22 protein-coding genes are annotated in these 26,829 nt (G+C 64.3%); 10 read left to right on the forward strand and 12 right to left on the reverse strand.

Translation table 11 applies throughout. The features are described 5' to 3' along the window. Nucleotides 1–20 precede the first annotated feature (20 nt). From CT676_RS05550 to CT676_RS05565, 4 genes are all read right to left on the reverse strand, one after another. Complete coding sequence (locus CT676_RS05550) at nt 21–1,205, reverse strand: substrate-binding domain-containing protein (RefSeq protein WP_085404097.1); 1,185 nt, start codon at nt 1,203–1,205, stop codon at nt 21–23. 345 nt (nt 1,206–1,550) lie between these two features. After that, a complete protein-coding gene (locus CT676_RS05555) occupies nt 1,551–2,990 on the reverse strand; it encodes a sigma 54-interacting transcriptional regulator (RefSeq protein WP_085404079.1) in 1,440 nt (479 codons plus the stop codon). A gap of 258 nt (nt 2,991–3,248) precedes the next feature. Beyond that, entirely contained in the window at nt 3,249–4,985 is a 1,737-nt protein-coding gene (locus tag CT676_RS05560; RefSeq protein WP_167767949.1) for an EAL domain-containing protein, read from the reverse strand. A 206-nt stretch (nt 4,986–5,191) separates the two neighbouring features. Beyond that, nucleotides 5,192–6,157 (reverse strand): sensor histidine kinase, encoded by a 966-nt coding sequence (locus CT676_RS05565; protein WP_085404077.1) that lies wholly within the window; start codon nt 6,155–6,157, stop codon nt 5,192–5,194. Nucleotides 6,158–6,336: 179 nt separating this feature from the next. Here CT676_RS05565 and CT676_RS05570 point away from each other — a divergent pair, with 179 nt between their 5' ends. After that, nucleotides 6,337–7,173: a glucose 1-dehydrogenase gene (locus tag CT676_RS05570; protein ID WP_085404076.1), complete on the forward strand. Its 837-nt coding sequence runs from the start codon at nt 6,337–6,339 to the stop codon at nt 7,171–7,173. A gap of 221 nt (nt 7,174–7,394) precedes the next feature. Here CT676_RS05570 and CT676_RS05575 read toward each other — a convergent pair whose 3' ends face one another. The 3 genes from CT676_RS05575 to sthA all read right to left on the reverse strand — a co-directional run bounded on the left by CT676_RS05575 (nt 7,395) and on the right by sthA (nt 11,814). Beyond that, complete coding sequence (locus CT676_RS05575) at nt 7,395–8,768, reverse strand: cytochrome P450 (RefSeq protein ID WP_085404075.1); 1,374 nt, start codon at nt 8,766–8,768, stop codon at nt 7,395–7,397. A gap of 138 nt (nt 8,769–8,906) precedes the next feature. Continuing rightward, nucleotides 8,907–10,142, reverse strand: a complete 1,236-nt coding sequence (locus CT676_RS05580) for an LLM class flavin-dependent oxidoreductase (RefSeq protein WP_014491084.1) — start codon at nt 10,140–10,142, stop codon at nt 8,907–8,909. A 280-nt stretch (nt 10,143–10,422) separates the two neighbouring features. Next, nucleotides 10,423–11,814 carry a Si-specific NAD(P)(+) transhydrogenase gene (sthA, locus tag CT676_RS05585; RefSeq protein ID WP_071908996.1) on the reverse strand — a complete coding sequence of 464 codons (1,392 nt, stop codon included), beginning with the start codon at nt 11,812–11,814 and terminating at the stop codon, nt 10,423–10,425. Nucleotides 11,815–11,962: 148 nt separating this feature from the next. On the opposite strand from sthA, the gene CT676_RS05590 reads away from it, so the two are divergent. Both CT676_RS05590 and CT676_RS05595 read left to right on the forward strand, forming a co-directional pair. Continuing rightward, nucleotides 11,963–13,375, forward strand: coding sequence for an MFS transporter (locus CT676_RS05590; protein WP_085404096.1), 1,413 nt, complete (start codon nt 11,963–11,965; stop codon nt 13,373–13,375). Between the two features lie 139 nt (nt 13,376–13,514). After that, the gene (locus CT676_RS05595; protein ID WP_085404095.1) at nt 13,515–14,687 is read left to right on the forward strand and encodes a PHB depolymerase family esterase; all 1,173 of its coding nucleotides are present in this window, start codon (nt 13,515–13,517) and stop codon (nt 14,685–14,687) included. A 22-nt stretch (nt 14,688–14,709) separates the two neighbouring features. Here CT676_RS05595 and CT676_RS05600 read toward each other — a convergent pair whose 3' ends face one another. Continuing rightward, nucleotides 14,710–15,012: a hypothetical protein gene (locus CT676_RS05600; RefSeq protein ID WP_223153830.1), complete on the reverse strand. Its 303-nt coding sequence runs from the start codon at nt 15,010–15,012 to the stop codon at nt 14,710–14,712. 139 nt (nt 15,013–15,151) lie between these two features. On the opposite strand from CT676_RS05600, the gene CT676_RS05605 reads away from it, so the two are divergent. Then, nucleotides 15,152–15,520 (forward strand): helix-turn-helix domain-containing protein, encoded by a 369-nt coding sequence (locus CT676_RS05605; protein WP_085404073.1) that lies wholly within the window; start codon nt 15,152–15,154, stop codon nt 15,518–15,520. Nucleotides 15,521–15,523: 3 nt separating this feature from the next. Here the strand turns inward: CT676_RS05605 and CT676_RS05610 are convergent, their stop codons facing one another. Further along, nucleotides 15,524–16,204 carry an MBL fold metallo-hydrolase gene (locus tag CT676_RS05610; RefSeq protein WP_085404072.1) on the reverse strand — a complete coding sequence of 227 codons (681 nt, stop codon included), beginning with the start codon at nt 16,202–16,204 and terminating at the stop codon, nt 15,524–15,526. A 173-nt stretch (nt 16,205–16,377) separates the two neighbouring features. Between CT676_RS05610 and CT676_RS05615 the strand changes: the two genes are divergently transcribed. Further along, nucleotides 16,378–17,982, forward strand: a complete 1,605-nt coding sequence (locus CT676_RS05615) for an alpha-amylase family glycosyl hydrolase (protein WP_135214091.1) — start codon at nt 16,378–16,380, stop codon at nt 17,980–17,982. Between the two features lie 37 nt (nt 17,983–18,019). Here the strand turns inward: CT676_RS05615 and CT676_RS05620 are convergent, their stop codons facing one another. Beyond that, on the reverse strand, nt 18,020–19,717 hold the full coding sequence (locus tag CT676_RS05620) for an alpha-amylase family protein (protein WP_085404070.1): 1,698 nt from the start codon (nt 19,715–19,717) through the stop codon (nt 18,020–18,022). 261 nt (nt 19,718–19,978) lie between these two features. On the opposite strand from CT676_RS05620, the gene CT676_RS05625 reads away from it, so the two are divergent. Then, nucleotides 19,979–20,470 carry an MmcB family DNA repair protein gene (locus CT676_RS05625; protein ID WP_085404069.1) on the forward strand — a complete coding sequence of 164 codons (492 nt, stop codon included), beginning with the start codon at nt 19,979–19,981 and terminating at the stop codon, nt 20,468–20,470. 126 nt (nt 20,471–20,596) lie between these two features. On the opposite strand, the gene CT676_RS05630 is transcribed toward CT676_RS05625, so the two are convergent. After that, nucleotides 20,597–21,151: an ActR/PrrA/RegA family redox response regulator transcription factor gene (locus tag CT676_RS05630; protein ID WP_014491094.1), complete on the reverse strand. Its 555-nt coding sequence runs from the start codon at nt 21,149–21,151 to the stop codon at nt 20,597–20,599. A gap of 102 nt (nt 21,152–21,253) precedes the next feature. After that, a complete protein-coding gene (locus CT676_RS05635; RefSeq protein ID WP_085404068.1) occupies nt 21,254–22,576 on the reverse strand; it encodes an ActS/PrrB/RegB family redox-sensitive histidine kinase in 1,323 nt (440 codons plus the stop codon). A gap of 106 nt (nt 22,577–22,682) precedes the next feature. On the opposite strand from CT676_RS05635, the gene CT676_RS05640 reads away from it, so the two are divergent. The 4 genes from CT676_RS05640 to CT676_RS05655 all read left to right on the forward strand — a co-directional run bounded on the left by CT676_RS05640 (nt 22,683) and on the right by CT676_RS05655 (nt 26,808). Next, on the forward strand, nt 22,683–23,486 hold the full coding sequence (locus tag CT676_RS05640; protein WP_085404067.1) for an ABC transporter ATP-binding protein: 804 nt from the start codon (nt 22,683–22,685) through the stop codon (nt 23,484–23,486). Next, nucleotides 23,483–24,301 carry an ABC transporter permease gene (locus CT676_RS05645; RefSeq protein WP_063980053.1) on the forward strand — a complete coding sequence of 273 codons (819 nt, stop codon included), beginning with the start codon at nt 23,483–23,485 and terminating at the stop codon, nt 24,299–24,301. The genes CT676_RS05640 and CT676_RS05645 overlap by 4 nt, the downstream gene beginning before the upstream one ends. Before the next feature lie 121 nt (nt 24,302–24,422). Next, nucleotides 24,423–25,751, forward strand: coding sequence for a polyhydroxyalkanoate depolymerase (phaZ, locus tag CT676_RS05650; protein ID WP_063980052.1), 1,329 nt, complete (start codon nt 24,423–24,425; stop codon nt 25,749–25,751). Between the two features lie 217 nt (nt 25,752–25,968). Next, a complete protein-coding gene (locus tag CT676_RS05655; protein ID WP_063980051.1) occupies nt 25,969–26,808 on the forward strand; it encodes a SprT family zinc-dependent metalloprotease in 840 nt (279 codons plus the stop codon). Nucleotides 26,809–26,829 lie beyond the last annotated feature (21 nt).

The raw sequence follows: 26,829 nt of genomic DNA on the forward strand, positions 1-26,829 counted from the left end.
CGGGGAGAGGGGACTTGATATCAACGCTTGTTGCGGACCGGAACGTCCATGTCCTCGATCTTCAGCTCGCGCACCGGCTCGAGCACGGCCCAGGCGACGTTCGGATCGACCTTGACCTTGAAGTGATACATGCTTTGCAGCGCCTGATGGTCCTCCTTGCGGAACACCATCTTGCCCTTCGGCGTGTCGAACTCCAGGCCTTCCATCGCCGTGATCAGCTTCTCGGTGTCGGTCGACTTCGCCTTGGTGACGGCGGCGACGACGGACATCGCGGCGGCAAAACCGCCGGCGGTGAAGAAGTCCGGCGGCGCGTTGAAGCGCTTCTGGTGCTCGGCGACGAACCAGTCGTTCACCGGGTTCTTCGGGATGTCGTAGTAGTAATAGGTCGCGCCTTCCATGCCGGGCAGGCCCTTGTAGGCGGCCAGTGCCGGCAGGATGTTGCCGCCGGTGGAGAGCTCGATGCCGTAGCGCTTCGGATCCATGTCCTGGAGCTTGGCCAGCGGATTGCCGGCGCCGGCCCAGATCACCCAGATCACCTTGCGGCCGGGTTTGTCCTTCAGAGCGTCGAACAGGCGCTGACCGACCGCGGTGAAGTCGGTGGTCGAGGTCGGGGCGTATTCTTCCGCGGCGAGCGTCGCGCCGGTCTTGGCGAGCGCCTCCTTGAAGGCGGCGACGCCGTCGCGGCCGAAGGCATAGTCCTGCGCCAGCGTGGCCACGGTGACGCCCTGCTTGCCGATCGCGACCGCGTTCGAGATTGCGTCCTGCGACGAGTTGCGCGCGGTGCGGAAGATGTAGCGATTCCACTTCTCGCCGGTAATCTGGTCCGCGACGGCGGGCTCGACGATCAGGATCTTCTTGTTCTCCTCGGCGACGGGGAGGATGGCGAGCGCCGCGGCCGACGAGGTCGTGCCGATCGCGATGTCGGCCTTGTCGTCCTGATAAGCTTCCGCGAGCGCGGCTTTCGACAGGTCGGGCTTGCCCTGGTCGTCCTTGGTGATGACGACGATCTTGCGGCCGTCGAGCGTCATGGTGCCCTTGGTGGCGTATTCAAAACCCATTTGCAGGCCGGTTTCGGTCTGCTTGGCATAGGCTTCGAGCGGGCCGGTCTTGCCGTAGATCAGCGCGACCTTGAGGTCGTCGGCCTGCGCGGAGGTGTTCGCGGCCAGGCCGAGGATGGCTGCCGTGAGAATGAGCGATCGACGCACGATGATTTCCTCCTTGAATGAACTGCCTTGATCACAGCGATTTGCACAAGTGTGCATACATTGCAATTCCACCTTCCGGCGGAGCTTGCACGAGGCACATGTGACAGTCTCTTGACGTGCGCGTGCCGGATCGTCGCAGGCCGCGACGCGTTCGCGTTAGCGATCCCCTGGCTTCACATCAGCCCTTGCGTTTCCTCAGGCTGCCTCAGAGCAAGCCCTGCGCCAGATCCGGAGCTTTGCGCGGGAATGCCTGAAATTGCGGCGGATCGCGCGCGAACGCCACAGGCGAGTGCCGATATGACGGTGTCAGGAGTCCGAGACTCCGGACACGTGCCGTCTCGAAAGTCAGACAGGCGGCGACCCCGACGCCAGTCCGAACTTGGCGAGCTTCTTGTAGAACGTCGCGCGCGAGATGCGCAGCATCCGCGCGGCTTCCGAGATCTGGCCGTTGCTGGCGGCAAGCGCATGCTCGAGCGTCTGCTTCTCGAACTCCGCTTCGGCTTCGGCATAGGGGACGACCGAGCCGGTCATCTGCGTCGCCGGTCCGGGGCCGGCCTCCGCGCTGACCGGCAGGATGTGAACGAAATCGTCGCCGGTCAGGCGCCCGGAATCGCTCAGGATCAGTGCGCGTTCCAGAATGTTGCGGAGCTCGCGGACGTTGCCGGGCCAGTCGTAGCGCGCGAGCGCCGACAATCCGCTCGGCGTGATCCTGGCATTGAGGAAATCGCCGGAGGCGCTGATGTCCTCGATCAGCCGCGCGCAGATGTCGGGCAGGTCGTCGAGGCATTTTCTGAGAGGCGGCAGGTCGATCGAGAGCACGTTGAGGCGGTAGTAGAGATCGGCGCGGAAGGCGCCGTCGCTGACGCGCTTGCGCAAATCCACGTTGGTCGCGGCGATGACGCGCACATCGACCTTGCTGATCTTGTCCGAGCCGAGCGGCTCGATCTCGCGCTCCTGCAGCACGCGCAACAGCTTGGCCTGTAATTGCAGCGGCATCTCGCCGATCTCGTCGAGGAACAGCGTGCCGCCATCGGCGATCCGGAACTTGCCCTCGCGTCCCCTGCGGTCGGCGCCGGTATAGGCGCCAGGCGCAGTGCCGAAGAATTCGGACTCGATCAGCGTCTCCGGGATCGCCGCGACGTTGACACTGACGAACGGCTTTTCCGCGCGCGAGGACGCATTGTGGATCGCCTGCGCCAGCAGCTCCTTGCCGGTGCCGGTCTCGCCGGTGAGCAGCACGGTCACGCTCTGCCGCGCCGCGCGCTTGGCGAACTCCTTGGCCTGCGCGATCGCCGCTGTCGTGCCGACGAAATCGGCAAGGGTGAAGCGCGCCGCGCGGGCGTTGGACAATTGCCGCCGCGCCAGCCGCAGATCGCTCTCGAGCTGGGTGACGCGGGCGAGCAGCGGCTTGAGGCTCTCGAGGTGGTCGTAGAGCACGAACCCGATCGCGCCGATGACGTTGCGGTCCTCGTCCTCGATCGGCATGCGCGTCACCACGAGCTGCTCGCCGTCGAGCTCCATGATGTCGAGCAGGATCGGCTCGCCGCTCTCGGCGACGGTCCGCATCAGGCTGTTCGGGATGATCTCCTCGATCGGCCGGCCGATCGCTTCGGTGGTGTGCTTGAGGCCGAGCGAGGCCAGATATTTCTCGTTGACGTAGATCACCCGTCCGCCGCGGTCGATCGCGATCGCGCCCTCGCACAGATGCTCCAGCCGCTCGAACAGCGTCACCATCGCCCGCGCGCGGACATAGGCGGGATCGCTGACATCGGGGGAGGAGGGCATGGCGTACCTCAGGGAAGTCCGCCTGTGTATTAGCAAAAGGGCAGCAATTTCAAAGGGGGGAAATGGCACGTAAGCAGCTTAGCAATTGCCGTCGTCCCGGGGCGCGAAGCGAACCCGGGACCCATACCCACAGGGAGAAGTTTGGCGAAGACTAGGAGTGGGAGCCTCGCTCCACAACTGCTCCCTGGGGTTATGGGTCCCGGGCTCGCGCTTTGCGCGCCCCGGGACGACGGCGGTACTCGTTGCGCCGTTGTCGCCTTACCGCCGATACCCGCTCGCCCGCGAATAGCCCTGGCGGTTCTGCTGCGTCGGGCGGTTGGACACGCCGGGACGGGATTCGCTGGAGGCGGGGGTCGCGAGCTTGAGCTCCTCCAGGAAGATCGGCCGGGCGAAATAATAGCCTTGCGCGTAGCGGATCTTGGTCGCGGCCTGGAGATAGGCCAGCTCCTCGTAGGATTCGAGGCCTTCGGCGATCACGGTCATGCCGAGCGCTTCGCTCAGGGATTCGATCGCGCGCAAGATGCCCTGGCTGCGCGGGCGCTTATGGATGTCGGTGATGAACGAGCGGTCGATCTTGATCTCGTCGGCGGTGATGTCGGCGAGCGCCGAGAGCGAGGAATAGCCGGTGCCGAAATCGTCGATGGAGATGCCGACGCCGAGCTTGCGGAACATCGGCAGGATCTCGGTCTGGAAATGATTCTTGGCGACGAAGGCATCTTCCGTCACCTCGATCATGAAGCGCTGTGGAAAGCCGGTCTCGTCCAGCGCCCGCGCGAAACTGCGCATGAATTCGGGGTTGCCGGCCTGCTTGGCGGCGACGTTGATGCTGATGGTCGCTTCCGCGCCGAAGCTGTCGTTGATCAGGTCGATCGACTTGACGATCTCGGCGAGCACGAGATGGGTGAGCTCGTCGATCAGTCCCAATTCGCCGGCAAGGTTGATGAACGAGCCCGGCGCCTGGATCACGCCCTCGTCGTCGCGCAGGCGCACCAATGCCTCGATGCCCGTCACGGCCTGGGTGCGGATGTCGACCTTGGACTGGAACGCGCAGCAGAAGCGCTTTTCGAGGATGGCGAGCCGCAGCGACTGCTCGATCTTCATCCGCGCCAGCGCCTCGCGCTCCATGCTGGCGTCGAAGAAGGCCGCCGATCCCTTGCCGCTGTTCTTGATGCGGTACATCGCGATGTCGGCGTTCTGGCGCAGCGTCTCGAAGCTGCGGCCGTGGTCGGGATAGAGGCTGACGCCGACGGAGGTGGAGGCGAAGACTTCCGAATTGTCGATGAAGAACGGTGCGGTCAGCCGCTCCAGCGTCGCTTGCATGAATTCGGCGACTTCCTCCTGGCTCTGGATCGGGGAGAGCAGCAGCAGGAATTCGTCGCCGGAGATGCGCGACAGCATGTCGGAATCGCGCAGGTCGCGCCCGAGCCGCTTCGACAGCTCGACCAGCAGCGCATCGCCGACGGCGTGGCCGTAATAGTCGTTGATGTGCTTGAAATTGTCGACGTCGAGAAAAGCAAGCGCGAAACGCTCGCCTTTGCCGTCGCGCGCGAGCAGGCTGCTGGCGCGATGCTCGATCACGCGCCGCGAGGGCAGGCCGGTCAGCTCGTCGAAATAGGCCGAGCGGAACAGCTGGTCCTCGAAATTCTTCTGTTCGGTGATGTCGGAGGACGCCGAGATCAGCAGCTCGCGTCCGGCAACGCGGACGGGGCGATGGGTGGTCAGCAGCACCTGGCGTGCAGCTCCGTCCTGGAGCGCTTCCTCGGAGATGACCGCCTCGCCGGACCTCAGTGCCCGCTGGCAGGCTTCCCGGCGCGGCGTCGGATCGGGCGACGGACGGCTGCCGTCCATGCCGAGCAGGGCGGCCGCGACATCGTTAACCAGCAGAAGCTCACCCTGCGCATCCTGCACGGTCAGACCGGCAGGCAGCATTCTAACGATTTCCTTGAGAAATCCGAGTTCGGCTTCACTCGCGCCGGAATATCTGTTGTCGTTCATAGAAGTCATGAATCTTGTTGTTTCAACGCGCCTTTGCAATGGACGCGATCTTGCGCAGTTCCCTCTTAGGTTTGGTTAAGGGGTACGGAGAAATACGGGGGTGTTTTGCGGCGATGCGACGCGCCCGACCCATCGTCATTAACGGAGCGTCAACGCGCGCAACGAAACTGCGAGCGGGGCGCGCGTCTCTTGCGCTCGTGCCGCGTCTAACCGTTCTGCGGGATGCGGCATTGCATGATGCAATGCAGGCCGGTCTTGAGATACGAGACCTCGGACTTGCCGTCGAAAGCCGACAGCGCCGACTTCAGCAGCTTGGTGCCGAAGCCGGGCTCGGAGACCTTGTCGATGCTCGGGCCCTCGGTTTCGTCCCAGGTGACGGTCAGACGGTCGCCGCTGACGGTCCACGACACCTGCAATAATCCGCGCGGCGCGGAGAACGCACCATATTTGCCCGCGTTGGTGGCGAGCTCGTGAAACATCAGCGACAGCGTGACGGCGAGCTTCGGCGGCAGGAACAGCCGGTCGCCGTTGAGCGTGAAGCGGACATGGCCGTAAGGTCCGAGCTCTGCGATCAGGAGATCGCGGATATCGCAGCCGCCCTTGTCGATCCGCGAGATCAGATCGTCGGTTGCAGCCAGCGACCGTAGCCGCGGGTCGATCCGGGCCCAGACCTGCGGCTGGTCGTGCAGCACCTGGTGCAGCACGGCGTGCGCGGTCGACAGCTTGTTCTTCAGCCGATGCTGGAGCTCGTCGACCAGCAGCTTGCGGTATTCTTCTTCCTCGATCAGGCGTTTGGAAATCCGGCGCTGTTCCGCCAGCATCCCGCGATAATGCTCGACGCCCCAGATCGTGAGGGCGGAGACGCCCCAATAAAGGGTCAGCAAGGTGAACCTGGAGCGATCGGCAAGAGCGTCGCTGAAATTGACGACGACGCCGAGCACGCCGCCGACCAGCGCGGTGATGATGCCGATCCGCAAGCCGCCGAATGCGGCGGCAAAGAACACGGCCGGAAAGTACGGGGTGAAGTAGACGTCGGGCCGCACATGCGCGAGACCCCAGCGCGCCACCGTCGCAACCAGCAGGCAGGCGACCGCGAAGCCGAGGCTCAGAGCGAGCGATGGCGCTGCCACGCCCTGCCAGCCCTTGCGGAATTCGTCGATCAGCTTCTCCATGCCCGGCCCGGTTGCGCTATGCGCGCGTAAATCGAGAAAGGAGCGGGAATGTTACGCATGTCGCATGCACAAGCAAAGCTTGCCTTGTCGCAGACCGGCAGGAATAGTGACTGTCGCGGCGCCGAGATCGATCGGCGTCCGCCATTTGACATCAAATCATTCGAAAACAGGAACATTCCATGGGTAGGTTGGATGGCAAGGTTGCGGTGATTACGGGCGCGACGAGCGGGATCGGCCTGCGTACGGCGGAAGTCTTCGTTGCCGAAGGTGCCAAAATTGTGATCGCGGGGCGGCGCATACCGGAAGGCGAGGCGCTGGCGAAGCAGCTCGGGGCCGATTGCATCTTTCGCCAGACCGACGTGACGGTCGAAGCGCAGATGCAGGCGCTGATCGCGCTCGCGGTGGAGAGGTTCGGCCGGATCGACTGCCTGTTCAACAATGCCGGCGGCCCGGCGCAGACCGGGGGCATCGAAGGTCTCGATGTCGAGCGGTTCGACGCGGCGATGGCGACCCTGGTGCGCAGCGTCATGCTCGGCATGAAGCATGCCGCGCCCGTCATGAAGAAGCAGGGGTCTGGCAGCATCATCAACAATGGCAGCATCGCAGGCCGTCTCGCCGGCTTTTCCTCCTCGGTCGTCTATGGCGCGGCCAAGGCGGCGGTGATCCATCTCACCAAATGCGTGGCGATGGAGCTCGGCGAGTCCAATGTGCGCGTCAACTCGATCTCGCCCGGCGCGATCGCAACCGGCATTTTCGGCAAGGCGCTGGGGCTGTCGACAGAGGCCGCCGAGAAGACGCCGGCGGTGATGCGTGATGTCTACAAGACCGCGCAGCCGATCCCGCGCGCCGGCATTCCTGATGACATCGCCCTTGCTGCGGTGTTCCTGGCGAGCGACGAGTCGAGCTTCATCAACGGCCACGACCTCGTCATCGACGGCGCCATCACCGGCGGTCGCAACTGGAGCCAGCAGCAGCAGGGATTGTCAGCGTTGCGCAAGGCGTTTGATGAGGCGTAGCGGATAGGTCTCGAGCCCCGGATGCGGTGCGGCGTGAAGTGCCGCTCCGCAGAGCCGGGGCCCGTCTATCCGCAGCTTACCCTCTGGCTTGCTGGGTCCCGGCTCTGCGCAGCAGCGCAAGCGCTGCAGCGCGTCCGGGGCACGAGAGTTGAGCCCGCGATATCTCTGCAACTTTCGTCATTGCGAGGAGCGAAGCGACGAAGCAATGACGGCGAGGGCGCCTACACCGCCTTCACCCGCACCCGCAACCCATCCCGCGGCTTCGGGATCGGCCACATCTGCCAGTCCGGCTTGTAGCCCGGCTCCAGCGATACTTCGAGGTTCTGCAAAAAGTGCCGGGCAAAGCACTTCGCCTGCATGTAGGCGAAGTGCAGGCCGAGGCACATATGCGCGCCGCCGCCGAACGGCACCCAGGCGAAGCGATGCCGGTTGCGCTGGGCTTCCTCGGTGAAGCGCAAGGGATCGAAGCGATCCGGCTCCGGCCAGATGTCCTTCATGTGGTGGGTGTAGAGCGGATTGACGCCGACGGCGGTACCGGCCGGAATCGTAAAACCCTTGAAGGTGAAATCGCGCATCGCACGGCGCGGCATCGACGGCACCGGCGGCTTGATCCGCAGGGCCTCCTTGAACGCCATCTCCGACAGCGGCATTTTTTCGAGGTCGTCGAAGCTGCTCGGCGAACCCGGTGCGAGCCCCAGCGCAAGAACCTCTGCGCGCAGCCTATCCTGCCAGTCCGGATTGGCGGCGAGCTCGCCGATGAAGGAGGTCAGCGACGAGGTCAGCGTGTCGTGCGCCGCCATCATCAAGAAGCTCATATGGTCGATGATGTCCTGCTCGGAGAGCAGGGCGCCATCCTCGTGGGTGGCGCGGCAGAGCTGCGAGAACAGATCGTCGCCGCCGTGATTGCCGCGTCGCAGCGGGATCTGCTCGCGGAAATAGGCGACGATGCGCTTGCGTCCCTTCACGCCGGCGGCCATCTGCGTGCCCGGCAGCGGCCGGCGGATCGGGGCGACGGCAGCCGCGACCATGTCGACGAACGCGCGGTTGATCTCGTCGACCTCCGGCCCGATATCGGCGCCGAGGAACGACGCCGCCGCGAGGTCGAGCGTGAGCTGCTTCATCGCCGGATAAAGCTTCATCTCGCCAGGCTTCGCCTTCCACTGCGCGACGCGCGCGGCGATGCCGTGGTCGAGATCGCTCAGGTACGACTTCATCGGCCCCGACTTGAACGCGACCGACAGCGCCTTGCGATGCAGCCGGTGCTCGTCGAAATCGAGCAGCATCAGGCCGCGCGGAAACAACAGGCCGAGCACCTTGTTCCAGCCGTGCGTCGAGGAGAACAGCTTTTGCTGGTCGAACAGAACGAGCTCGTTGGCCTCGGGCCCGAGCAGCACGACATTGGTCTCGCCGAAAATATGGGTGCGGTAGACCGGGCCGTATTTGGCGCCGTTCGCTTCGATATGTCCCTTGGGATCGGCGAGCACCTGAAAGGTCTTGCCGATGATCGGCCAGCCCTCGTCGCCGGGGATGTGCGTCAGCTCGTTGCGCCTGGGTGCGGTGAACGGAAGCGCAGGGGCGACATTCTGCATCGACATGACGATTGCTCCGGTTGACCGACCGAACAGGCGCGCGAACACAGATGACTACGACCCGCGCCAGCTGACCGGGGTCAGCATAGCACAGGCCGGTATGTCTTTCTTGTGAACGTCGTTACAAGCGTAGTTCCGACGGGCCTACCGCTTCGCCGCTTCCTTCTGCAAATCCGGGGCGTTGACGGCGGGAATGGCGACGCGGCCGGCGCCGGTCACCTTCAAGGCCTCTGCAGCCTTCTCGTTCTCCATGATCTTCGCCATCACGGCCTGCCCGGCGCGTTCGAAGATCGCGCGGTTCTCGATCACGAACTTTTGCGACTTGCGCAGTCCGTCGATATAGCCGTTGATCTCCGGCACGACGTAGCGCGCCACCAGGTCCCAGCTTCGGCGGGTATTTTCGGGATTGGCCCAATCGTGCACGAAGCCGATCACGGCGCCGACGCCGCCCGACACCTGCATCACGTTCTTGATCATCTTGACGAGGTCGTCGGGCGTACCGATCACGGAGGCCGCACCGTCGACGAAAGCGGTCTTGTCCACGGCCTCGTCGGGCGAGGCGAACGCGGTCAGGCCCGGCCGCTGCAGCGTGCCGACATTATATTCGTTGTGCCAGCGCATCAGGCCGGCGCCGGCTTCGCGGCGGGCCTGCTCGCGGGTCTCGGCGAGGTGCCAGGTCAGCAGCACGCGCCAGTTCGCCCGATCCACCTTGGTGCCGTGCTTCTTGGCGGCGTCCTCGGCGAACTGCCATTGCTGTTGCAGGGACATCAACCCCTGCGTCGTCATCGAGCCCAGCGAGATGATGCCGATGCCGTACTTGCCGGCGAGCGTCATGCCCGAGGGCGAGATCTGCGAGGCCACTACGAACGGCATCTCCTCCTGCAAGGGCAGGATCTGGAGCGCGGCGTCGTTCATGGTGAACCAGTCGCTCTTCGCGGTGACGCGCTCGCCGTTGAACAGGCGGCGGATCACGCCGATGGCCTCGTCCTGGCGGTCGCGCTGCGTCATCGGGTCGATGCCGAGCGTGTGCGCGTCCGACGCCAGCGCGCCGGGGCCGGAGCCGAAAATGGCGCGGCCGCCGGTCATGTGGTCGAGCTGCACCATGCGCTGGGCGACGTTGAAGGGATGATGATAGGGCAGCGACACCACGCCGGTGCCGAGCTTGATCCGCTTGGTGCGCTCGCCGGCTGCGGCCAGAAACATCTCGGGCGAGGCGATCATCTCCCAGCCGGAGGAATGATGCTCGCCGCACCAGAACTCGTCATAACCGAGCGCGTCGAGCTGCTCGACCAGGTCGAGATCGCGCCGGAACTGGAGCATCGGATGCTCCCCGATCGGGTGATGCGGGGCAAGGAAGGCTCCGAACTTCAGGCGCGCCATGGCGTTCTCTCCGGCTGAATTTTCTGTTTGTTGAGGCGATGAGGCTACGTGCTGGCGATAGCGAAGGCAATCGCGCGGTGTCCCGCGCGGCGGAATGCAGGCATGCGTTGAGACGCTGCAACGACCTGCCTGGCCTGCATGGTTCGAGACGCCCGCTTCGCGGGCTCCTCACCATGAGGGTCTGAGGCTGCGCCGCGAAACGAGACCTCATCCTGAGGAGACCGCCGAAGGCGGGCGTCTCGAAGGATGGCTGCGAAGAGACTGTTCGATGAGCTTGCGGCTACCGCGTCATCCTGTTCCACGCATCCAGCCCGGCGATCTTGTACGCCTCCGCCAGCGTCGGATAGTTGAACGTGTTCTGGATGAAATAGTCGATGGTGCCTTTGAGGTTGAGCACGGCCTGGCCGATATGGATCAGCTCGGTGGCGCCTTCGCCGAGGATGTGCACGCCGAGCAGCCGGCGCGTCTTGGTCGAGAAGATCATCTTCATCATGCCGCTGTTCAGCCCCATGATGTGGCCGCGGGAGGTCTCGCGGAAGCGTGCGATGCCGACCTCGTAGGGAATGCCGCGCGTGCGCACCTCTTCTTCGGTGAGTCCCGTCGTCGATATCTCCGGCACCGAATAGATGCCGTAGGGGAAGAACTCCGGCGGCGCGAGCGGCTCCATGCCGAGCGCGTGGCAGGCGGCGACGCGTCCCTGCTCCATCGAGGTGGAAGCAAGGCTCGGAAAGCCGATCACGTCACCGGCGGCGTAGATATGCGGCACGCTGGTTTGCAAGGTCACGGGATCGACCGAGATGCGGCCGCGATGGTCGACGACGATGCCGGCCGCCTCTAAGTTGAGCCGATCGGTGGCGCCGACGCGCCCGGCCGCGAACAGCAGCATTTCCGTGGTGACGTGCCGCCCGTCCGACAAATGCGTGACGATGCCACCCTGCGCAGTCTTCTCGATCGAGTTGACCTTGGCGCCGAGCCGCAGCGCGACGTTGCGGTCGCGCAGCTCGTGCACGAACTCGTCGATCAATTCCTTGTCGATGAAATCGAGGAAGGTGGGCCGCGGTTCGATCAGGGTCACGGGCACGTCGAGCGCGCTGAAGATGGTGGCGTATTCGACGCCGATCACGCCGGCGCCGATCACAGCCAGGCTGCGCGGCAGCTTTGGCAGCTCGATGATCTCGTCGCTGTCGAGCACGGTGGTGCCGTCGAACGGCACGTAGTCGGGGCGGAACGGGCGCGTGCCGCAGGCGATCAGGATGAAGGCGGCCGACACCACTTTTACCTCGCCAATTGAGCTCGTGATCTCGACCTCGTGCGGTGAGACCAGCCGTGCCTCGCCATTGGCGGTGCGCACCAGGTTGCGGCTGAACTGATGTTCGAGTACCTCGACCTCATGGTCGAGCGTCTTCTGAAGACGGATCATCAGGTCGCTCGCCGCGATGTCCTGCTTCACCTTGTAGGAGCGGCCGTAAAAGCCGCGCTCGCGCCAGCCGGACAGATTGAGCACGGTCTCGCGCAGGGTCTTTGAAGGAATCGTGCCGGTATGGACCGAGACGCCGCCGACCCGCCGGCCCTTCTCCACCACCAGCACGGCCTTGCCGAGCTTGGCACATTGCACCGCGGCCCGGCGCCCCGACGGGCCCGAGCCGATCACCACCATGTCGTAGTCGTACATCCGGAAAACTTCCGAGCCCGCAAAACCAGCGGGAATTGCCATGCAGCAATCGGGCCAAAGCGGCAAGTCCTACCTCGGAGGTAATCGCGCCAATGACGCCGATCTGCGAGTTTTGCGCGCAAATAAATCGCCGAAGGCTCGCGCGAAAATGCATCAAACCGTCACAAAACAAGTCGATTCGTCGCGCCGCTGGGGCGTGCTGGCGATCGTCGTCGCTGCTCAATTCATGTTCGGCGTCGACGCGTTCATCGTGAACGTCGCCATTCCCACTATCGCGGTGGACCTGCATGCGACGCCGGCGCAGATCGAATCCGTCATCGCGATCTATCTGATCGCCTACGCCACGCTGGTCGTCACCGGCGGCCGCCTCGGCGACATCCACGGCACGAAGAATGTCTTCCTGGCCGGCGTGCTCGGTTTCACGGTGACCTCGCTGTGGTGCGGGTTGGCGCAATCGGGCGCGGAGCTGATCATCGCACGGCTGGCGCAGGGCGCGACTGCAGCGCTGATGGTGCCGCAGGTGCTGGCGACACTGCATCTGCTCTTCACCGACGAACAGCGCAGCCGCGCATTCGCCATCTACGGCATCGTGCTCGGGCTTGCGGGCGCCGCGGGCTTCCTGCTCGGTGGTCTCCTGGTCACGGTCGACCTTGCCGGTACCGGCTGGCGCTCGGTGTTCTTCGTCAACGTGCCCTGCGGCCTCGTCATTGCGGCCGCCGCCTGGCGCATCATGCCGTCAGTGCCGCGCCGGGCCGGCACGCGGCTCGACATCAACGGAAGCATGGTGCTGTTCGCGGGGCTGTTGTGCCTGATCGGACCGCTGCTGTTCGGTCACGATGTCGGCTGGGCGCCGTGGCTATGGGCCGTGATGGCAAGCGGCGGCGCGATCCTTGTCGCGTTCCTGAAGCTCGAGCATGCGGTGGCGCGCGCCGGCGGCATGCCGCTGATCGATCTGACGCTGCTGTCCGATGCAGCCTTCCTGCGCGGGCTCGGCGCGGCGTTCTTTTTCTTCGTCGCCAACCTCTCGTTCTATCTGGTGATGACGCTGTTCATGCAGCGCGGCCTGAAGATCCCGCCGCTCGCAGCCGGCATGGCCTTCATTCCGCTCGCACTGGCTTTCGTGGTCGCGTCGCGTCACAGCGGCGCGCGAGCGCGCCATCGCGGGACCAAGGTGTTGATCGAGGGCTGCATGCTGCAGATCGCGGGCCTCGCCGCACTCGCGCTGGTCACGGGCTATATCGATGCGCCGGCGCCGATCCTGCTCGCACTCGTCATGATCATCTTCGGCTACGGGCAGGGGCTGGTGATGGCGCCGCTATCCGGTGCGGTGCTCTCGACGGTGAAGCCTGTCGCGGCAGGCTCGGCGTCCGGCATGTACGGCACGACGGCGCAGATCGGAAATGCGGCCGGAGTGGCCGCAATCGGCGCGGCGTTCTTCGCGGTTGAAGCGTTGCAATCGGCGCGCGCAGGCTTCTTCGTTTCGCTCGCCGCGTTTGCGGCGTTAATCACGATCTGCGCCGCATTTCTGGCGTGGATGCGCCGCGTCTCTGCACGAAGTTGAGGCATTGCGGTTAATTCATGCGTATTCCTGCGGATTTTTGCGTGATTTCGGGTGATAGACAGCACACGGGCTTTTTATTTTGCACCGCAGCAACTATTTGGTTTGGGTGAACGTTGAACGTCGCCTGCCAGGAGTTGCCGTGTCGCTTGCCAAAAATCTCGCTCTCTTGAGACATCTGCCAAAGGTGGATGGTCTGCGCCTTGCCGAATTCGGCCGGAGCGCGGACGTGTCCAGCCCGTTGGAAGAGGTCACGGGCTTCGGCGACAATCCCGGAAACCTGCGCATGTTCGCGTTCGTGCCGGCGCAACTCCAGAAGCCGCGCGCGCTCGTCGTCGTGCTGCATGGCTGCGGCCAGACCGCCGCTACTTACGATCTCGGCGCGGGATGGTCGACGCTCGCGAAGCATTACGGCTTCGCGCTGGTGATGCCCGAGCAGCAACGCGTCAACAATGGCAACACCTGCTTCAACTGGTTCAATCCGGAAGACACTGCGCGGGACGGCGGCGAGGCGCGGTCGATCCGCGAGATGATCGCGCATATGGCCGAAGCGCACCGCATCGATCCCAGGCGCGTCTTCATCACCGGTCTCTCCGCCGGCGGCGGCATGACGTCGGTGATGCTCGCGACCTATCCGGAAGTTTTTGCGGCCGGTGCGATCATCGCTGGACTTCCCTACGGCATCGCGTCGAATTTGCGCGAGGCGCTCGACGGCATGTTTCATTCGCCGCAGCGGCCGGAGCGCGAGCTCGGCGATTTCGTGCGGCGCGCCTCGAACCATCACGGGCCGTGGCCGAAAATCTCGGTGTGGCACGGCAGCGCTGACCGCACCGTCAATCCCGGCAACGCCAGCGAGATCGTCAAGCAGTGGCTCGATTTGCACGACCTGCCGGCTGTGCCGATGGCGGAGACGATTGTCGATGGCTATCCGCGCCAGGCCTGGTGGAACAAGGACGGCGAGACGCTGGTCGAGTCCTACGCCATCACCGACATGGCCCACGGCACGCCGCTCGGCCTCGCCGACAATGATCAGCGTTACGGCATCGAAGGCGCATTCCTGATCGAGGCCGGTATCTCCTCGTCGTACCACATCGCAAAGTTCTTCGGCCTCACCGGCTGGATTCCGGACGCGGCCGGGAAGAAGGCGGGGCCCGGGACGTCGAAGCCGGCGCTTTCACCCGCGCCGCATCTCGCCCGCTCGATCCGCGCCGCAGTCGCCGAAGAGCCGGCCGAGCCGAAGCGCGCGGCGGCGCGCGGCTTCGATCTCGGCCAGATCATCACGCGCGCACTCACCGCCGCGGGCTTGATGAAGTAGTTCGTCGCTCGATAAGCGACGGCTACGCCGTCTGATCGATCCATTCGATCGGCGCCACCGTCACCTCGCCGCCGGCGACCTTCCGCGTCATCTCCTGATAGGCCTTGAAGAAGTCGCGCGATTGCAGCGCTTTTTGCGCGGCCTCGTCGGTGACGCTGGCGAGGTGGAAATAGCTGGCGTCGTCGCGGTTCTTCAGGACCCGATAGCCGATCCGCCCCTTCAACTCCGGATCGCCCTCGATCGCCTTGATGAAGCGGCCGATCTCCTGGTGCCAGGCTTCCGTCGTGCCGTTCCTGAATTCGTACCTGATCATGAAGTGCTTCATGTGACGCTCCCTGTTCGTCCAGTGCGTCATCATCTGCGCCTTGCAGGCGATCCTGCAAGTATGGACAAAATTGATAGTATGGACTTTTTCGACGTTGCTCCTATCCTCCTGCAAGCTGGCTGCGTATGGAGGAGGCGACATGGCAAGGGCAAACCCGGCGCGCACCTGTCCGGTTACGGCCTTTCAGAAGATGATCAGCGGCAAGTACAAGCTCCGCATCGTCTGGGACCTCAGGGACGGCCCGCGCCGCTATGGCGAGATCAGGAGCGGCCTGCTGCGCGGCGCGGCCGGCAGCGCCGAGATCACCCCGCGCGTGCTCAGCCGCGAATTGAAGGCGCTGACCCAAAGTGGCCTGATCGACCGCAAGGATTTTGGCGAGGTGCCGCCGAAGGTCGAGTATCGCCTGACGCGCAAAGGCAAGAGCTTCGTGCCGGTCGTCGCCGCGATCCGCGACTGGGGCGAACGCAACCTCAGTGACACCGCGGCGTTGGCGGAGGCCGCCGAGTAGCGCTCACATCTCGCCGGTGATGAACGGATTGGTCATCCGTTCCTGGCCGATGCTCGAGCCGGCGCCGTGGCCGCAGATGAAGCCGACGTCGTCGCCGAGCGGCAAAAGCTTGGTCTTGATCGAATTGATCAGCGTGGCGTGACTGCCGCCGGGCAGGTCGGTGCGCCCGACCGAGCCTGCGAAGAGCACGTCGCCGACATGGGCAAAGCGCAAGTCCTTGTTGAAGAACACCACGCTGCCGGGCGAGTGGCCCGGGCAGTGCAGAATGTCGAACTGCAGGCCGCCGATCGACACGCTGTCGCCCTCGTCGAGCCAGCGGTCCGGCTCGAAATTGCGCACCTCCGTCATGCCGAAGCGCGCGCCGCTCTCGACCACGTTGTCGAGCAGGAATTTATCCGCGACATGCGGCCCCTCGATCGGCACCTTCAGCGCATCGCGCAGTTCGGCCGCGCCGCCGACATGGTCGATATGGCCGTGGGTCAGCCAGATCTTCTCCACGGTGACGCCGGTCTGCTTGATCGCGTCCAGAATCTTCGGCACGTCCCCGCCGGGGTCGATCACAACGGCCTTCTTGCCGGGCTCGTCCCAGATGATGGTGCAGTTCTGCTCGAACAGCGTCACGGGGACGATGATCGCGCCGGCCTTGGCTTGTTGGGATTCTTGGTTGTCGTTTTGCTCGGTCATGGGCCTCACAATGCCGATTTTTGCCATGCCGCCAAGCAAAAGATTCGTGCCTCGCCCGGGAACAGCCGCACCCGCCGTCACACGGCCGTCCCAATTCGCCTGCTGGTTTGAACCGCGGCGTTCGTTCCGCGTTCACTCGCGCGAGACGCAGATTTTTGGGTGGGTTTTCCGGCATGGCTCAGGGCGGCGACAATTGGTGGCGCGACGGCATCTTCTATCAGATCTACCCGCGCTCCTTTCAGGACACAGACGGTGACGGCGTCGGCGATCTCGCCGGCATTCTGCGCCGGCTGCCTTACGTGAAATCGCTCGGCGTCGACGCGATCTGGCTGTCGCCAATCTTTCCGTCGCCGATGGCCGATTTCGGCTACGACATCTCCGACTATACCGGCATCGATCCGCTGTTCGGCACGATGGAAGATTTCGATGCGCTGCTCGCGGCGGCGCATGACAACGGGCTGAAGCTGATCCTCGACCTCGTGCCGAACCACACATCAAGCCAGCATCCCTGGTTCGTCGAGAGCCGGTCCTCGCGCGACAATTCCAAACGCGACTGGTACGTCTGGCGCGATCCGGCCGCCGATGGCGGTGTCCCGAACAACTGGCTGTCCGAATTCGGCGGCAGCGCGTGGGCTTTCGACGAGACGACAGGTCAATATTACTACCACGCCTTCCTTGCCGAGCAGCCGGATCTCAACTGGCGCAATCCGGATGTCCGCGCGGCGATCTACGACGCGATGCGGTTCTGGCTGGAGAAGGGCGTCGACGGCTTCCGCGTCGATGTGATCTGGCACCTGATCAAGGATGCCGAATTCCGCGACAACCCGCCGAACCCGCATTACGTCGAGGGCCGGCCGCCGAACGAGAGGATCCTGACGCAATACTCCACCGACCAGCCGGAGGTGCATGACATCATCGCCGAGATGCGGCGCGTCACGGACGCGTATCGCGACCGCGTGCTGATCGGCGAAATCTATCTGCCGCTGCACCGGCTGATGGCCTATTACGGCAACGACCTCACCGGCGCGCAAATGCCGTTCAATTTCGCGCTGCTCTCGACCTTCTGGAGCGCGCGATCGATCGAGACAATCGTCGACGATTACGAGAAGGCGCTGCCGAAGGGCGCCTGGCCAAATTGGGTGCTCGGCAATCACGATCGTCCGCGCGTCGCAAGCCGCGTCGGGCCGGAGCAGGCGCGCGTTGCCGCGATGCTGCTGCTGACGCTGCGCGGTACGCCGACGCTCTATTACGGCGACGAGATCGGCATGCATCAGCTGGCGATCTCCCCCGAGGACGTGCGCGATCCCTTCGAGAAGAATGTGCCCGGCATCGGAGTGGGGCGCGACGGCTGCCGTACGCCGATGCAGTGGGATGCGTCGCCGGCCAGCGGCTTCTCCGGCGTAAGGCCCTGGCTGCCGCTGCCGGAGGACCATATCCGCGAGAACGTCGCCGATCTCGAAGCCGATTCGCGTTCGATCCTCAGTCTGTACAAGCGGCTGATTGCCTTGCGGAAGGCATCTCCGGCGCTGGTCGAGGGCGACTACCATCCGATCGCCGCGCAAGGCGATCTGCTGGTCTATCGCCGCGAGGCCGAGGGCACGGCGGTGATCGTCGTGCTCAATCTCGGGCCCGACCCGATCGCCGTGACCTCCAGCGCGATCCGTTTCAACAGCGAGATCTTGCTGTCGACGTTTCTGGATCGCGAGGGCGAGAGGCTGGAAGGCGTGCTGGATCTGCGCGGCAATGAGGGCGTGGTGGTGATGCTGCCATACATCTAGCCGCTCGCGGGGACGACGGCCGTGTGCGGAGATGCACCTACCCCGGATGCTTGTTACCCGCGGCATTCCCGTCGATGTCGCTCCGCTTCAGCAAATAATCCAGCCCTCCGATGCGGTACCAGCGATAGCCATAGGGCGCCAGCACGACGCGATGCTGGCCGCGCTTGTCGGCGTGGCTGTGATCTTCCGCGAGCAGGTTGATCAGGTGCGCGCCGGCCTCGCCGGACAGCCCCGCCGAGAATGCGATTTCGCGCGGCTTCTCATCCAGATTGTGAACGAACAGCACGGAATTGTTGCGCCAGTCGTAACGCATGATGAACACGGAGGGATCGCGCGTCGGAATGATCACGAAGTCGCCCCAGCCGATCTCGGGCACCTCCTTGCGCATGCGGACGATGCGCTCGGTCCAGTTCAGCATGGAATTGGGATCGCGCCGCTGTTTTGCGACATTGACGTGCTCGTAGCCGTAGGGGCCCGTGTCGATGACCGGGCATGCCGGCTTATCGTTCTTGGTGAAGCCGCCATGCGGCTCGGTCGACCATTGCATCGGCGTGCGCGCGCAATTGCGCTCGGGGAGCGAGAGATCGTCGCCCATCGCGATCTCGTCGCCGTAGCGGATGACGGGCGTTCCCGGCAACGTGCACATCAGGCTGTAGGCGAGCTCGAGCCGCCTTCGGTCGCCGCCGACCATCGGCGCGAAGCGGCGGCGAATGCCGCGGTCGTAGAGCTGCATGTCCTTGTCGGGGCCGAAGCGCTTGAACACGATGTCACGCTGCGCCTTGGTCAGGCGTCCCAAATCGAGCTCGTCGTGATTGCGCAGGAACAGGCCCCATTGCGCGCTGGCCGGCCGCGGCCTGGTCGCCTTCAGCGCCTTCGCCAGCGGACGCGAATCGCCGGATGCCAGCGCATAGAACAGATGCTGGTTGACGTGGAAGTTGAACATCATGTGCATGCGGTCGCCGTCGCGGCCGAAATATTCCATGTCCGTCTCAGGCAGCACGTTGGCTTCGGCGAGGATGATGGCGTCGCCCTGCCGCCATTGCAGGAATTCGCGGAACGCGCGCAGCATGTCGTACTGCTCGACCGGCTTCTTCACCTTCGCGCCCTTGGTGGCGATCACGAACGGCACGGCGTCCATGCGGAAGCCGGAGACGCCGAGCTGGATCCAGAAGCCCATGATCTTCAGGATTTCGGCCTGCACATGCGGATTTGAGGTGTTGAGATCGGGCTGGAAATCGTAGAAGCGGTGGAAGAACCAGGCGCCGGCTTCCTTGTCGCGCGTCCACGTCGACTTCTGCACGCCGGGAAACACCATGCCCTTGTTGGCGCCGGCCGGCTTCTTGTCCGACCACACATACCAGTCGCGATAGAGCGAATTCCTGTCGCGCCGCGCCTCCTTGAACCAGTGATGCTGGTCGGAGGTGTGGTTGACGACGAGGTCGATGATGATGCGGATGCCGCGCTGCTTGCAGCCGTGGGTGAACTCGACGAAATCGCCGAGCGTGCCGTAGCGGGAATCGACGCTGTAATAGTCGGCGATGTCGTAGCCGTCGTCGCGGCCCGGCGAGGTCTGGAACGGCATCAACCAGATCGTGGTGATGCCGAGGCCGTGCAAATAGTCGAGCCGCCGCAGCAGGCCCTTGAAGTCGCCGACGCCGTCGCCGTTGGCATCCATATAGGTGCCGACGGAGAGGCAGTAGATCACGCCGTTCTTGTACCAGAGATCGTCGATCATGCGCGAGCAGCCTCGATGCTCCGCCGAGGTGTGGCGGCTGCGTGATAAGTGCGTGGGGGAGGCGAGGTTCCCGCACTCCGCTGTCGTCCCGGGGCGCGACGTAGTCGCGAGCCCGGGACCCATAACCACAGGGAGTAGTTTGGCCAAAGCTCGGAGTTACCTGCTCACCCGACAACTTCTCCCTGTGGCTATGGATTCCGGGCTCGCGACTGCGTCGCGCCCCGGAATGACGGGCCCACCGGAATCGGCTAAGCTCCCCCCATGGACAGCCCCGCCCGCAACATCGCTCTCGTTCCGCCGCCCGATCGCCGCCAGTCCGAGACGGCGCTTGCGATCGCGCGCGGCACGGCGCGGCTGCTGCGCTCGCTCGGCTTTACCTGCATCAGCGAACTGCCGCTGCCGTCGGGCCGGCGCGCCGATCTGGTGGCGCTCAACGAGCGCGGCGAGATCTGGATCGTGGAGATCAAATCGTCGGTCGAGGATTTGCGTGCCGACCAGAAATGGCACGAATACCGCGCCCATTGCGACCGGCTATTCTTCGCCTTCACGCAGGATTTGCCGTGCGAGATCTTTCCGCAAGACACCGGCCTGATCATTGCGGACGCCTATGGCGCGCATCTGCACTGCGAGGCGCCCGAGCACAAGCTTCAGGCCGCCACGCGCAAGCAGATGACGGTGCGTTTCGCGATGGCGGCAGCGCTCCGGATCAACCGTCTGGTCGACCCGCAGGGCCACGCGGATTTTTGGGAGTAGCGGCGCGGCGAACGCGGACGCCGTAGGGTGGGCAAAGCGAAAGCGGGCCCACCATCCAAGCCGATCAGGATTGAAGTAGAAGCGGTGGGCACGGCGCTACGCGCCTTTGCCCACCCTACGAGACCGCTACCGCGGCGCGCGCTTGGCCAGAATCCGCTGCAACGTACGACGGTGCATATTCAGCCGCCGCGCCGTCTCCGAGACGTTGCGGTTACACATCTCGTAGATGCGCTGGATGTGCTCCCAGCGGACGCGGTCGGCGGACATCGGGTTCGTCGGCAACTCGGATTTCTCCGAGCTGGTCGAGAGCAGGGCGGCGACGACGTCGTCGGCATCCGCGGGCTTCGACAGATAATCGATCGCACCCATCTTCACGGCGGTCACGGCGGTGGCGATGTTGCCATAGCCGGTCAGCACGATGGCGCGGGCTTCGGGGCGCTTCTTCTTCAGCGCGGAGACGACGTCGAGACCATTGCCGTCGCCGAGCCGCAGATCCACCACGGCGAATGCGGGCGCGGCCTTGCCGATCTGCGCGAGGCCATCCGAGACGGTGTCACACGACGTCACCGCAAAGCCACGGGTCTCCATCGCGCGCGACAACCGCTCCAGGAACGGCTTGTCGTCCTCCACGATGAGAAGCGAGCGGTCGGTCTGTTCGTTCAGTTCGGCGATGGCGTTCAAGGTGTTGTCCTCTCTCTGCACATCTACATATGGCGTCGCAATCAGGCGGTGCCAAGGCCGCAAATAGTCGATCGGCCCTGCTGTGCGACGCAAGGTCGCGGCCTATCCTATTGTTTCTTCGAGCGTCTCGATAGTCTCAAAACGCTCTCTCGGCCAATTGATGTGAACCACAGCACCGTGTTCCGGAAAGGTCCGGTTGGTAAACGAGACCTTGGCCCCGGTGCGTTCCAGCAAGGTGCGCGCGATGAACACGCCAAGCCCGAGCCCACGCTGCTCGCCGCCGCCGTCATCCAGATTGCGCCGCCGCGACAAATAGGGCTCGCCGATCCGGTTAAGGATATCGGGCGGAATGCCCGGGCCGTCGTCGGAGATCACGAGCTCGATCGTGTCCTTGTTCCACCATGCATTCACCTCGACGGTGGTGCGGGCGAAATCGACCGCGTTCTCGACGATGTTGCCGACGCCGTAGAGGATCGCGGGGTTGCGCGAGCCGATCGGCTCGGCGAAGGCCGCCACCGCGATCCGCACCTTGATGTCGACGCCGAAATCGCGGTGCGGCGCCACCACCTCCTCGATCAGCTCAGACATTTTCATGCGGTCGAACGGCGCGCCTTCGGAGGAAAGCTGGGTGATCTTGCTCAAGATGTCGCGGCAGCGCTGGGTCTGCTCGCGCAGGGTTTTCAGGTCGGCGGCGAAACTTGGATCCTTCACCGTCTTTTCCAGCTCGCGCGAGATCAGGAAGATGGTCGCGAGCGGCGTACCGAGCTCGTGCGCGGCTGCGGCAGCCAGGCCGTCGAGCTGGGTCAGATGCTGCTCGCGTGTCAGCACCAGCTCGGTCGCAGCCAGCGCGTCGGCGAGCTTGCGCGCCTCCTCCGTCACCTGGAACGAGTAGAGGCTGGTGACGCCGATCGCGAGCACGATCGAGAGCCAGATGCCGATGAGATAAATCGGCGGCAGCACCAGGGGATCGTCGGAATCCCAGGGCAGCGGCAGATGGAAGAAGAACAGGACCGAGGCACAGGCCACCGCGAGCAGGCCGAGGCCGAAGGTGAGGCGGGCCGGCAGCGCCGTGGCCGAGATCAGCACGGGCGCGAGGAACAGGAACGAGAACGGGTTCTGCAGTCCGCCGGTGAAGAACAAGAGCCCCGCCAGCTCCACGATGTTCAGCGCCAGCAGTCCGGCCGCCTGCATCGGCTCCAGCCGTTGCAGCGGATTGGACACGGTCTGGAGTGCCAGGTTGAGCGCCGCCGACAGCGCGATGATGCTGACGCAGGGGACGATCTCGACGTTGAACTCAAGCCCCTGCGCCACGATGAAGATCGCCGCGAGCTGGCCGAGCACCGCCAGCCAGCGCAGCCGCAGGATCGTGTCCAAGCGGATATGCCGCTGTGCGTGGCGGAAGTCGGTATCGGCAGTCTCAGTCATCTCGGCCAATGTGGCGGTGCCTTCTCGGTCACAAACGCGGGGCTCGCGGAACCACCCGGATTACAAGCCTTGCGCTATCCGCTGCAATAGCAGAAGAACGGCTAGCATGACCGGGAACGACAAAGCTTCAAGTCCGCCGACTGTCGCGGAGCGCGGCTCCTCTGCGGCCATTGCGGTCGATCACCTCGTCAAGGTCTACAAGCAGACCCGCGCCGTCGACGATATCTCCTTTTCGCTGCCGCGTGGCAGCATCACCGGGCTTCTGGGCGGCAACGGCGCCGGCAAGACCACGACCATCGCGATGATCATGGGCCTGGTGCTGCCGACCTCCGGCCGCGTGCAGGTGCTCGGGCATCGGATGCCGGAGCAGAGCGCGGCGGTGCTGGGGCGGATGAATTTCGAGAGCCCCTATGTCGACATGCCGATGCGCCTCACGGTGCGGCAGAACCTCACCGTGTTCGGCAAGCTCTATGCGGTGAAGAACGTCTCCGATCGCATCGCCAGGCTGGCCGACGAGCTTGATCTCACCGAATTCATCGACCGCGCCAACGGCAAGCTCTCCGCCGGGCAGAAGACCCGCGTCGCGCTGGCGAAGGCGCTGATCAACCAGCCCGAGCTGCTGCTGCTGGACGAGCCTACCGCCTCGCTCGACCCGGATACGGCCGACTGGGTGCGGGCGCATATGGAGCGCTATCGCAAGGAGAACAACGCGACCATCCTTCTGGCTTCGCACAACATGCTCGAGGTCGAGCGTCTGTGCGACCGCGTCATCATCATGAAGCGCGGCCGCATCGAGGACGACGACACGCCGGAGGCCATCATGGCGCGCTACAACCGCACCACGCTGGAGGAGGTGTTCCTGGACGTCGCGCGCGGGCGGGTGAACGGTGCGAAGGAGGCGGCGCGATGACCGAGCTCTCCCTTCACCGCGGCATTTCCATCCATCGCATCGGCGCAATGATCCTGCGCTACTGGTACCTGTTGATGTCGTCCTGGCCGCGGCTGCTCGAGCTGCTTTATTGGCCCGCGCTCCAGGTCATCACCTGGGGCTTTCTCCAGCTCTACATCGCCGAGAACGCCAATTTCTTCGCGCGCGCCGGCGGCACGCTGATCGGCGCCGTCATCCTCTGGGACATCCTGTTCCGCGGCCAGCTCGGCTTCTCGATCTCGTTCCTGGAGGAGATGTGGGCGCGCAACATCGGCAACCTCATGATGAGCCCCTTGAAGCCGATCGAGTTTCTGCTGTCGCTGATGATCATGAGCATGATCCGGCTCGCGATCGGCGTCATCCCGATGACGCTGCTCGCGCTGTTCCTGTTTCACTTCAACGTCTACGCCCTCGGTCTGCCGCTGATTGCATTCTTCTGCAATCTGATCTTCACGAGCTGGGCGGTCGGCATCTTCGTCTCGGGGCTGGTCTTACGAAACGGCCTTGGCGCCGAGAGCATCGTCTGGACCCTGATGTTCGCGATCATGCCGCTCGCCTGCGTCTACTATCCCGTCAGCGTGCTGCCGGCATGGCTGCAATACGTGGCCTGGTCGCTGCCGCCGACCTATGTGTTCGAGGGAATGCGGGCGCTCCTGATCGAACAGACCCTCCGGATCGATCTGATGTTGCGTGCGTTGGCCATCAATGCGGTGCTGCTGGTTGCATCTTTTGGGGCATTCCTTGCCCTTTTGCGGAGCGCCAAGAAGCACGGCTCGCTGCTCTCGAGCGGTGAATAATCTCACTTTCCCGTGGATTCAGGCTGATTTAGCCGTTCCGGCTCCGTAGATGTACGGAACCATGCATTGACGCAATATTACGCATTCGGCAGTATGTTGCGATGCGAAGAGGATTTTAACGATGCCTATTGGTGAGTTCGGCGGCGCGCCGCCCCTGGCGGCCGAAGGCAGTCCGGTCCTGACGACGCCGATGTACTGGATGTACGAGATGGGGCAGGCCTCTCTCAATCCGGCGCGTGCGGTCACCGATGCGACCAAGCTCCTGTTTCAGAATCCCCTCAATCCGTGGGCGCGCACCGAGGTCGGCAAGTCCGTCGCCGCGGCCTGTGAATTGTTCGAACGCACCACGCGCCGTTACGGCAAGCCGGAATGGGGCCTCAACGACACCGAGGTCAACGGCATCCGCGTTCCCGTCGAGGTCCGCTCGGTCTGGGAAAAGCCGTTCTGCAAGCTGCTCTACTTCGATCGCAAGTTCGCCCGTCCCTTGCGCAGCCCGCAGCCGCGCGTGCTGATCGTGGCGCCGATGTCCGGCCACTACGCGACGCTGCTGCGCGGCACGGTCGAGGCGTTCCTGCCGGCGCATGAGGTCTACATCACCGATTGGGCCGACGCCCGCATGGTGCCCCTGAGCGATGGCCGCTTCGATCTCGACGACTACATCGACTACGTCATCGAGATGCTGCACGTCCTTGGCGGCAACACCCATGTCATGGCGGTGTGCCAGCCCTCCGTTCCCGTCGTTGCCGCCGTCTCGATCATGGAAGCGCGGCGCGACCCCTTCGTGCCGACGTCGATGACGCTGATGGGCGGCCCGATCGACACCCGCCGCAATCCGACCGGGGTGAACAAGCTCGCCCAGGAGCGCGGCATCGACTGGTTCCGCAACACCGTCATCACCAAGGTGCCGTTCCCGCATCCGGGCATGATGCGCGATGTCTATCCGGGCTTCCTGCAGCTCAACGGGTTCATCAGCATGAACCTCGACCGGCATATGGACGCCCACAAGCGCCTGTTCGCCAATCTGGTGAAGGGCGACGGCGACCTCGTCGACAAGCATCGCGACTTCTACGACGAATATCTCGCGGTGATGGATCTCTCCGCCGAGTATTATCTGCAGACGGTCGACACCGTGTTCGTGAAGCACTCGCTGCCGAAGGGCGAGATGACCCATCGCGGAACACGCGTCGACCCCTCGAAGGTCACGCGCGTGGCGCTGATGACGGTCGAAGGCGAGAACGACGACATCTCCGGGCTCGGTCAGACCGAAGCAACACACACATTGTGCAGCTCGATCCCCGATCACCGCCGCGTTCATTACGTCCAGAAGGGCGTCGGGCATTACGGCGTGTTCAACGGCTCGCGCTTCAAGTCGGAAATCGTGCCGCGCATCCATGACTTCATGGTCTCGGCTGCGAATCCGAGCTCGTTGCAGGCCCTCGCGGCCGAATAAGCGCGTTTTTCGGCTTTCCCGCTGAAAATCGGCGCCCTGTCGGAGGTTCCGGCAGGGGCTGGTTCCCTCCAGATTCGCGGTATTTAGGTAGCCTTATAGGAGTGAGTCCCACCTCATCCTTTGGGGGTGCCGCATGCGTCCAGCGGGGGCGAAAAAACCGGGTTCCAACCCCAGTCTGTAGGGTCTCCCGGACGCTAGACCGCTGTATATTGGGCAAATGATTTGTTTTTGCGCCGAGCGCTTTCCCTGGCGGCGGTTATGGCAGAATCCGGGCGCCCTCCTGCCCCCCGGACTGACAGACATGGCCACTCGCGCACTCCTCTATCGACGGCCCCACGAGCCGAAGACCCTGGTCATCACCCATGGATCGCAGTTTTTTGCGATTCGATTGCGTCGGCACCGCCGCGCGCGCCGCTACACGCTCAGAATCCATCCGAGCGATCGCGAAGCCATCCTCACCATCCCGCCGCGCGGCACGCTGGCCGAAGCCAAGGACTTCGCACAACGTCACGGCGCGTGGATCGCTGCACGTCTCGGCCGTTTGCCGAAGGCTGCGCCGTTCCAACCCGGCACAGTGATACCGCTACGCGGCACGGCCCATCGTATCGTTCATCGTGCCGGCACGCGCGGCACGGTATGGACGGAAGTGCGCGACAGCGGTGAACGCATTCTCTGCGTCGCCGGCGGGGTCGAGCATGTCGACCGCCGCGTCAGCGACTTCCTCAAGCGCGAGGCGCGCCACGATCTCCAGCGCTCGGCGGAGGCCTATGCCGTCGAGCTCGGCGTCAGGGTCAAGCGCCTCTCGATCCGCGATCAGTCCAGCCGTTGGGGCTCCTGCACCTCGGCTGGCTCGCTGTCGTTCTCCTGGCGCCTGATCCTCGCGCCGCCCTACGTGCTCGACTACCTCGCCGCGCACGAGGTCGCCCATCTCGTCGAGATGAACCACTCGGCGCGGTTCTGGCGCGTCTGCGGAAAGGCCTGCCCGTCGATGGAGCGCGCCAAGAAGTGGCTCGATACGCACGGCAACGACCTGCACCGCTATGGGGTCGAGGATTGATCCTCGTCGCAGACTAGGCCT

Source organism: Bradyrhizobium sp. MOS001, assembly GCF_004634465.1.
In the GTDB taxonomy this organism is placed as follows: domain Bacteria; phylum Pseudomonadota; class Alphaproteobacteria; order Rhizobiales; family Xanthobacteraceae; genus Bradyrhizobium; species Bradyrhizobium barranii.

What these genes read in the sequence shown, in the direction of transcription:
- CT676_RS05555 (WP_085404079.1), bottom strand. Translation starts at nt 2,990, where the DNA reads ATGCCCTCCTCCCCCGATGTCAGCGATCCCGCCTATGTCCGCGCGCGG.
- CT676_RS05560 (WP_167767949.1), bottom strand. Translation starts at nt 4,985, where the DNA reads ATGAACGACAACAGATATTCCGGCGCGAGTGAAGCCGAACTCGGATTT.
- CT676_RS05565 (WP_085404077.1), bottom strand. Translation starts at nt 6,157, where the DNA reads ATGGAGAAGCTGATCGACGAATTCCGCAAGGGCTGGCAGGGCGTGGCA.
- CT676_RS05570 (WP_085404076.1), top strand. Translation starts at nt 6,337, where the DNA reads ATGGGTAGGTTGGATGGCAAGGTTGCGGTGATTACGGGCGCGACGAGC.
- CT676_RS05575 (WP_085404075.1), bottom strand. Translation starts at nt 8,768, where the DNA reads ATGTCGATGCAGAATGTCGCCCCTGCGCTTCCGTTCACCGCACCCAGG.
- CT676_RS05580 (WP_014491084.1), bottom strand. Translation starts at nt 10,142, where the DNA reads ATGGCGCGCCTGAAGTTCGGAGCCTTCCTTGCCCCGCATCACCCGATC.
- sthA (WP_071908996.1), bottom strand. Translation starts at nt 11,814, where the DNA reads ATGTACGACTACGACATGGTGGTGATCGGCTCGGGCCCGTCGGGGCGC.
- CT676_RS05590 (WP_085404096.1), top strand. Translation starts at nt 11,963, where the DNA reads ATGCATCAAACCGTCACAAAACAAGTCGATTCGTCGCGCCGCTGGGGC.
- CT676_RS05600 (WP_223153830.1), bottom strand. Translation starts at nt 15,012, where the DNA reads ATGAAGCACTTCATGATCAGGTACGAATTCAGGAACGGCACGACGGAA.
- CT676_RS05605 (WP_085404073.1), top strand. Translation starts at nt 15,152, where the DNA reads ATGGCAAGGGCAAACCCGGCGCGCACCTGTCCGGTTACGGCCTTTCAG.
- CT676_RS05610 (WP_085404072.1), bottom strand. Translation starts at nt 16,204, where the DNA reads ATGACCGAGCAAAACGACAACCAAGAATCCCAACAAGCCAAGGCCGGC.
- CT676_RS05615 (WP_135214091.1), top strand. Translation starts at nt 16,378, where the DNA reads ATGGCTCAGGGCGGCGACAATTGGTGGCGCGACGGCATCTTCTATCAG.
- CT676_RS05620 (WP_085404070.1), bottom strand. Translation starts at nt 19,717, where the DNA reads ATGATCGACGATCTCTGGTACAAGAACGGCGTGATCTACTGCCTCTCC.
- CT676_RS05625 (WP_085404069.1), top strand. Translation starts at nt 19,979, where the DNA reads ATGGACAGCCCCGCCCGCAACATCGCTCTCGTTCCGCCGCCCGATCGC.
- CT676_RS05635 (WP_085404068.1), bottom strand. Translation starts at nt 22,576, where the DNA reads ATGACTGAGACTGCCGATACCGACTTCCGCCACGCACAGCGGCATATC.
- CT676_RS05640 (WP_085404067.1), top strand. Translation starts at nt 22,683, where the DNA reads ATGACCGGGAACGACAAAGCTTCAAGTCCGCCGACTGTCGCGGAGCGC.
- CT676_RS05645 (WP_063980053.1), top strand. Translation starts at nt 23,483, where the DNA reads ATGACCGAGCTCTCCCTTCACCGCGGCATTTCCATCCATCGCATCGGC.
- phaZ (WP_063980052.1), top strand. Translation starts at nt 24,423, where the DNA reads ATGCCTATTGGTGAGTTCGGCGGCGCGCCGCCCCTGGCGGCCGAAGGC.
- CT676_RS05655 (WP_063980051.1), top strand. Translation starts at nt 25,969, where the DNA reads ATGATTTGTTTTTGCGCCGAGCGCTTTCCCTGGCGGCGGTTATGGCAG.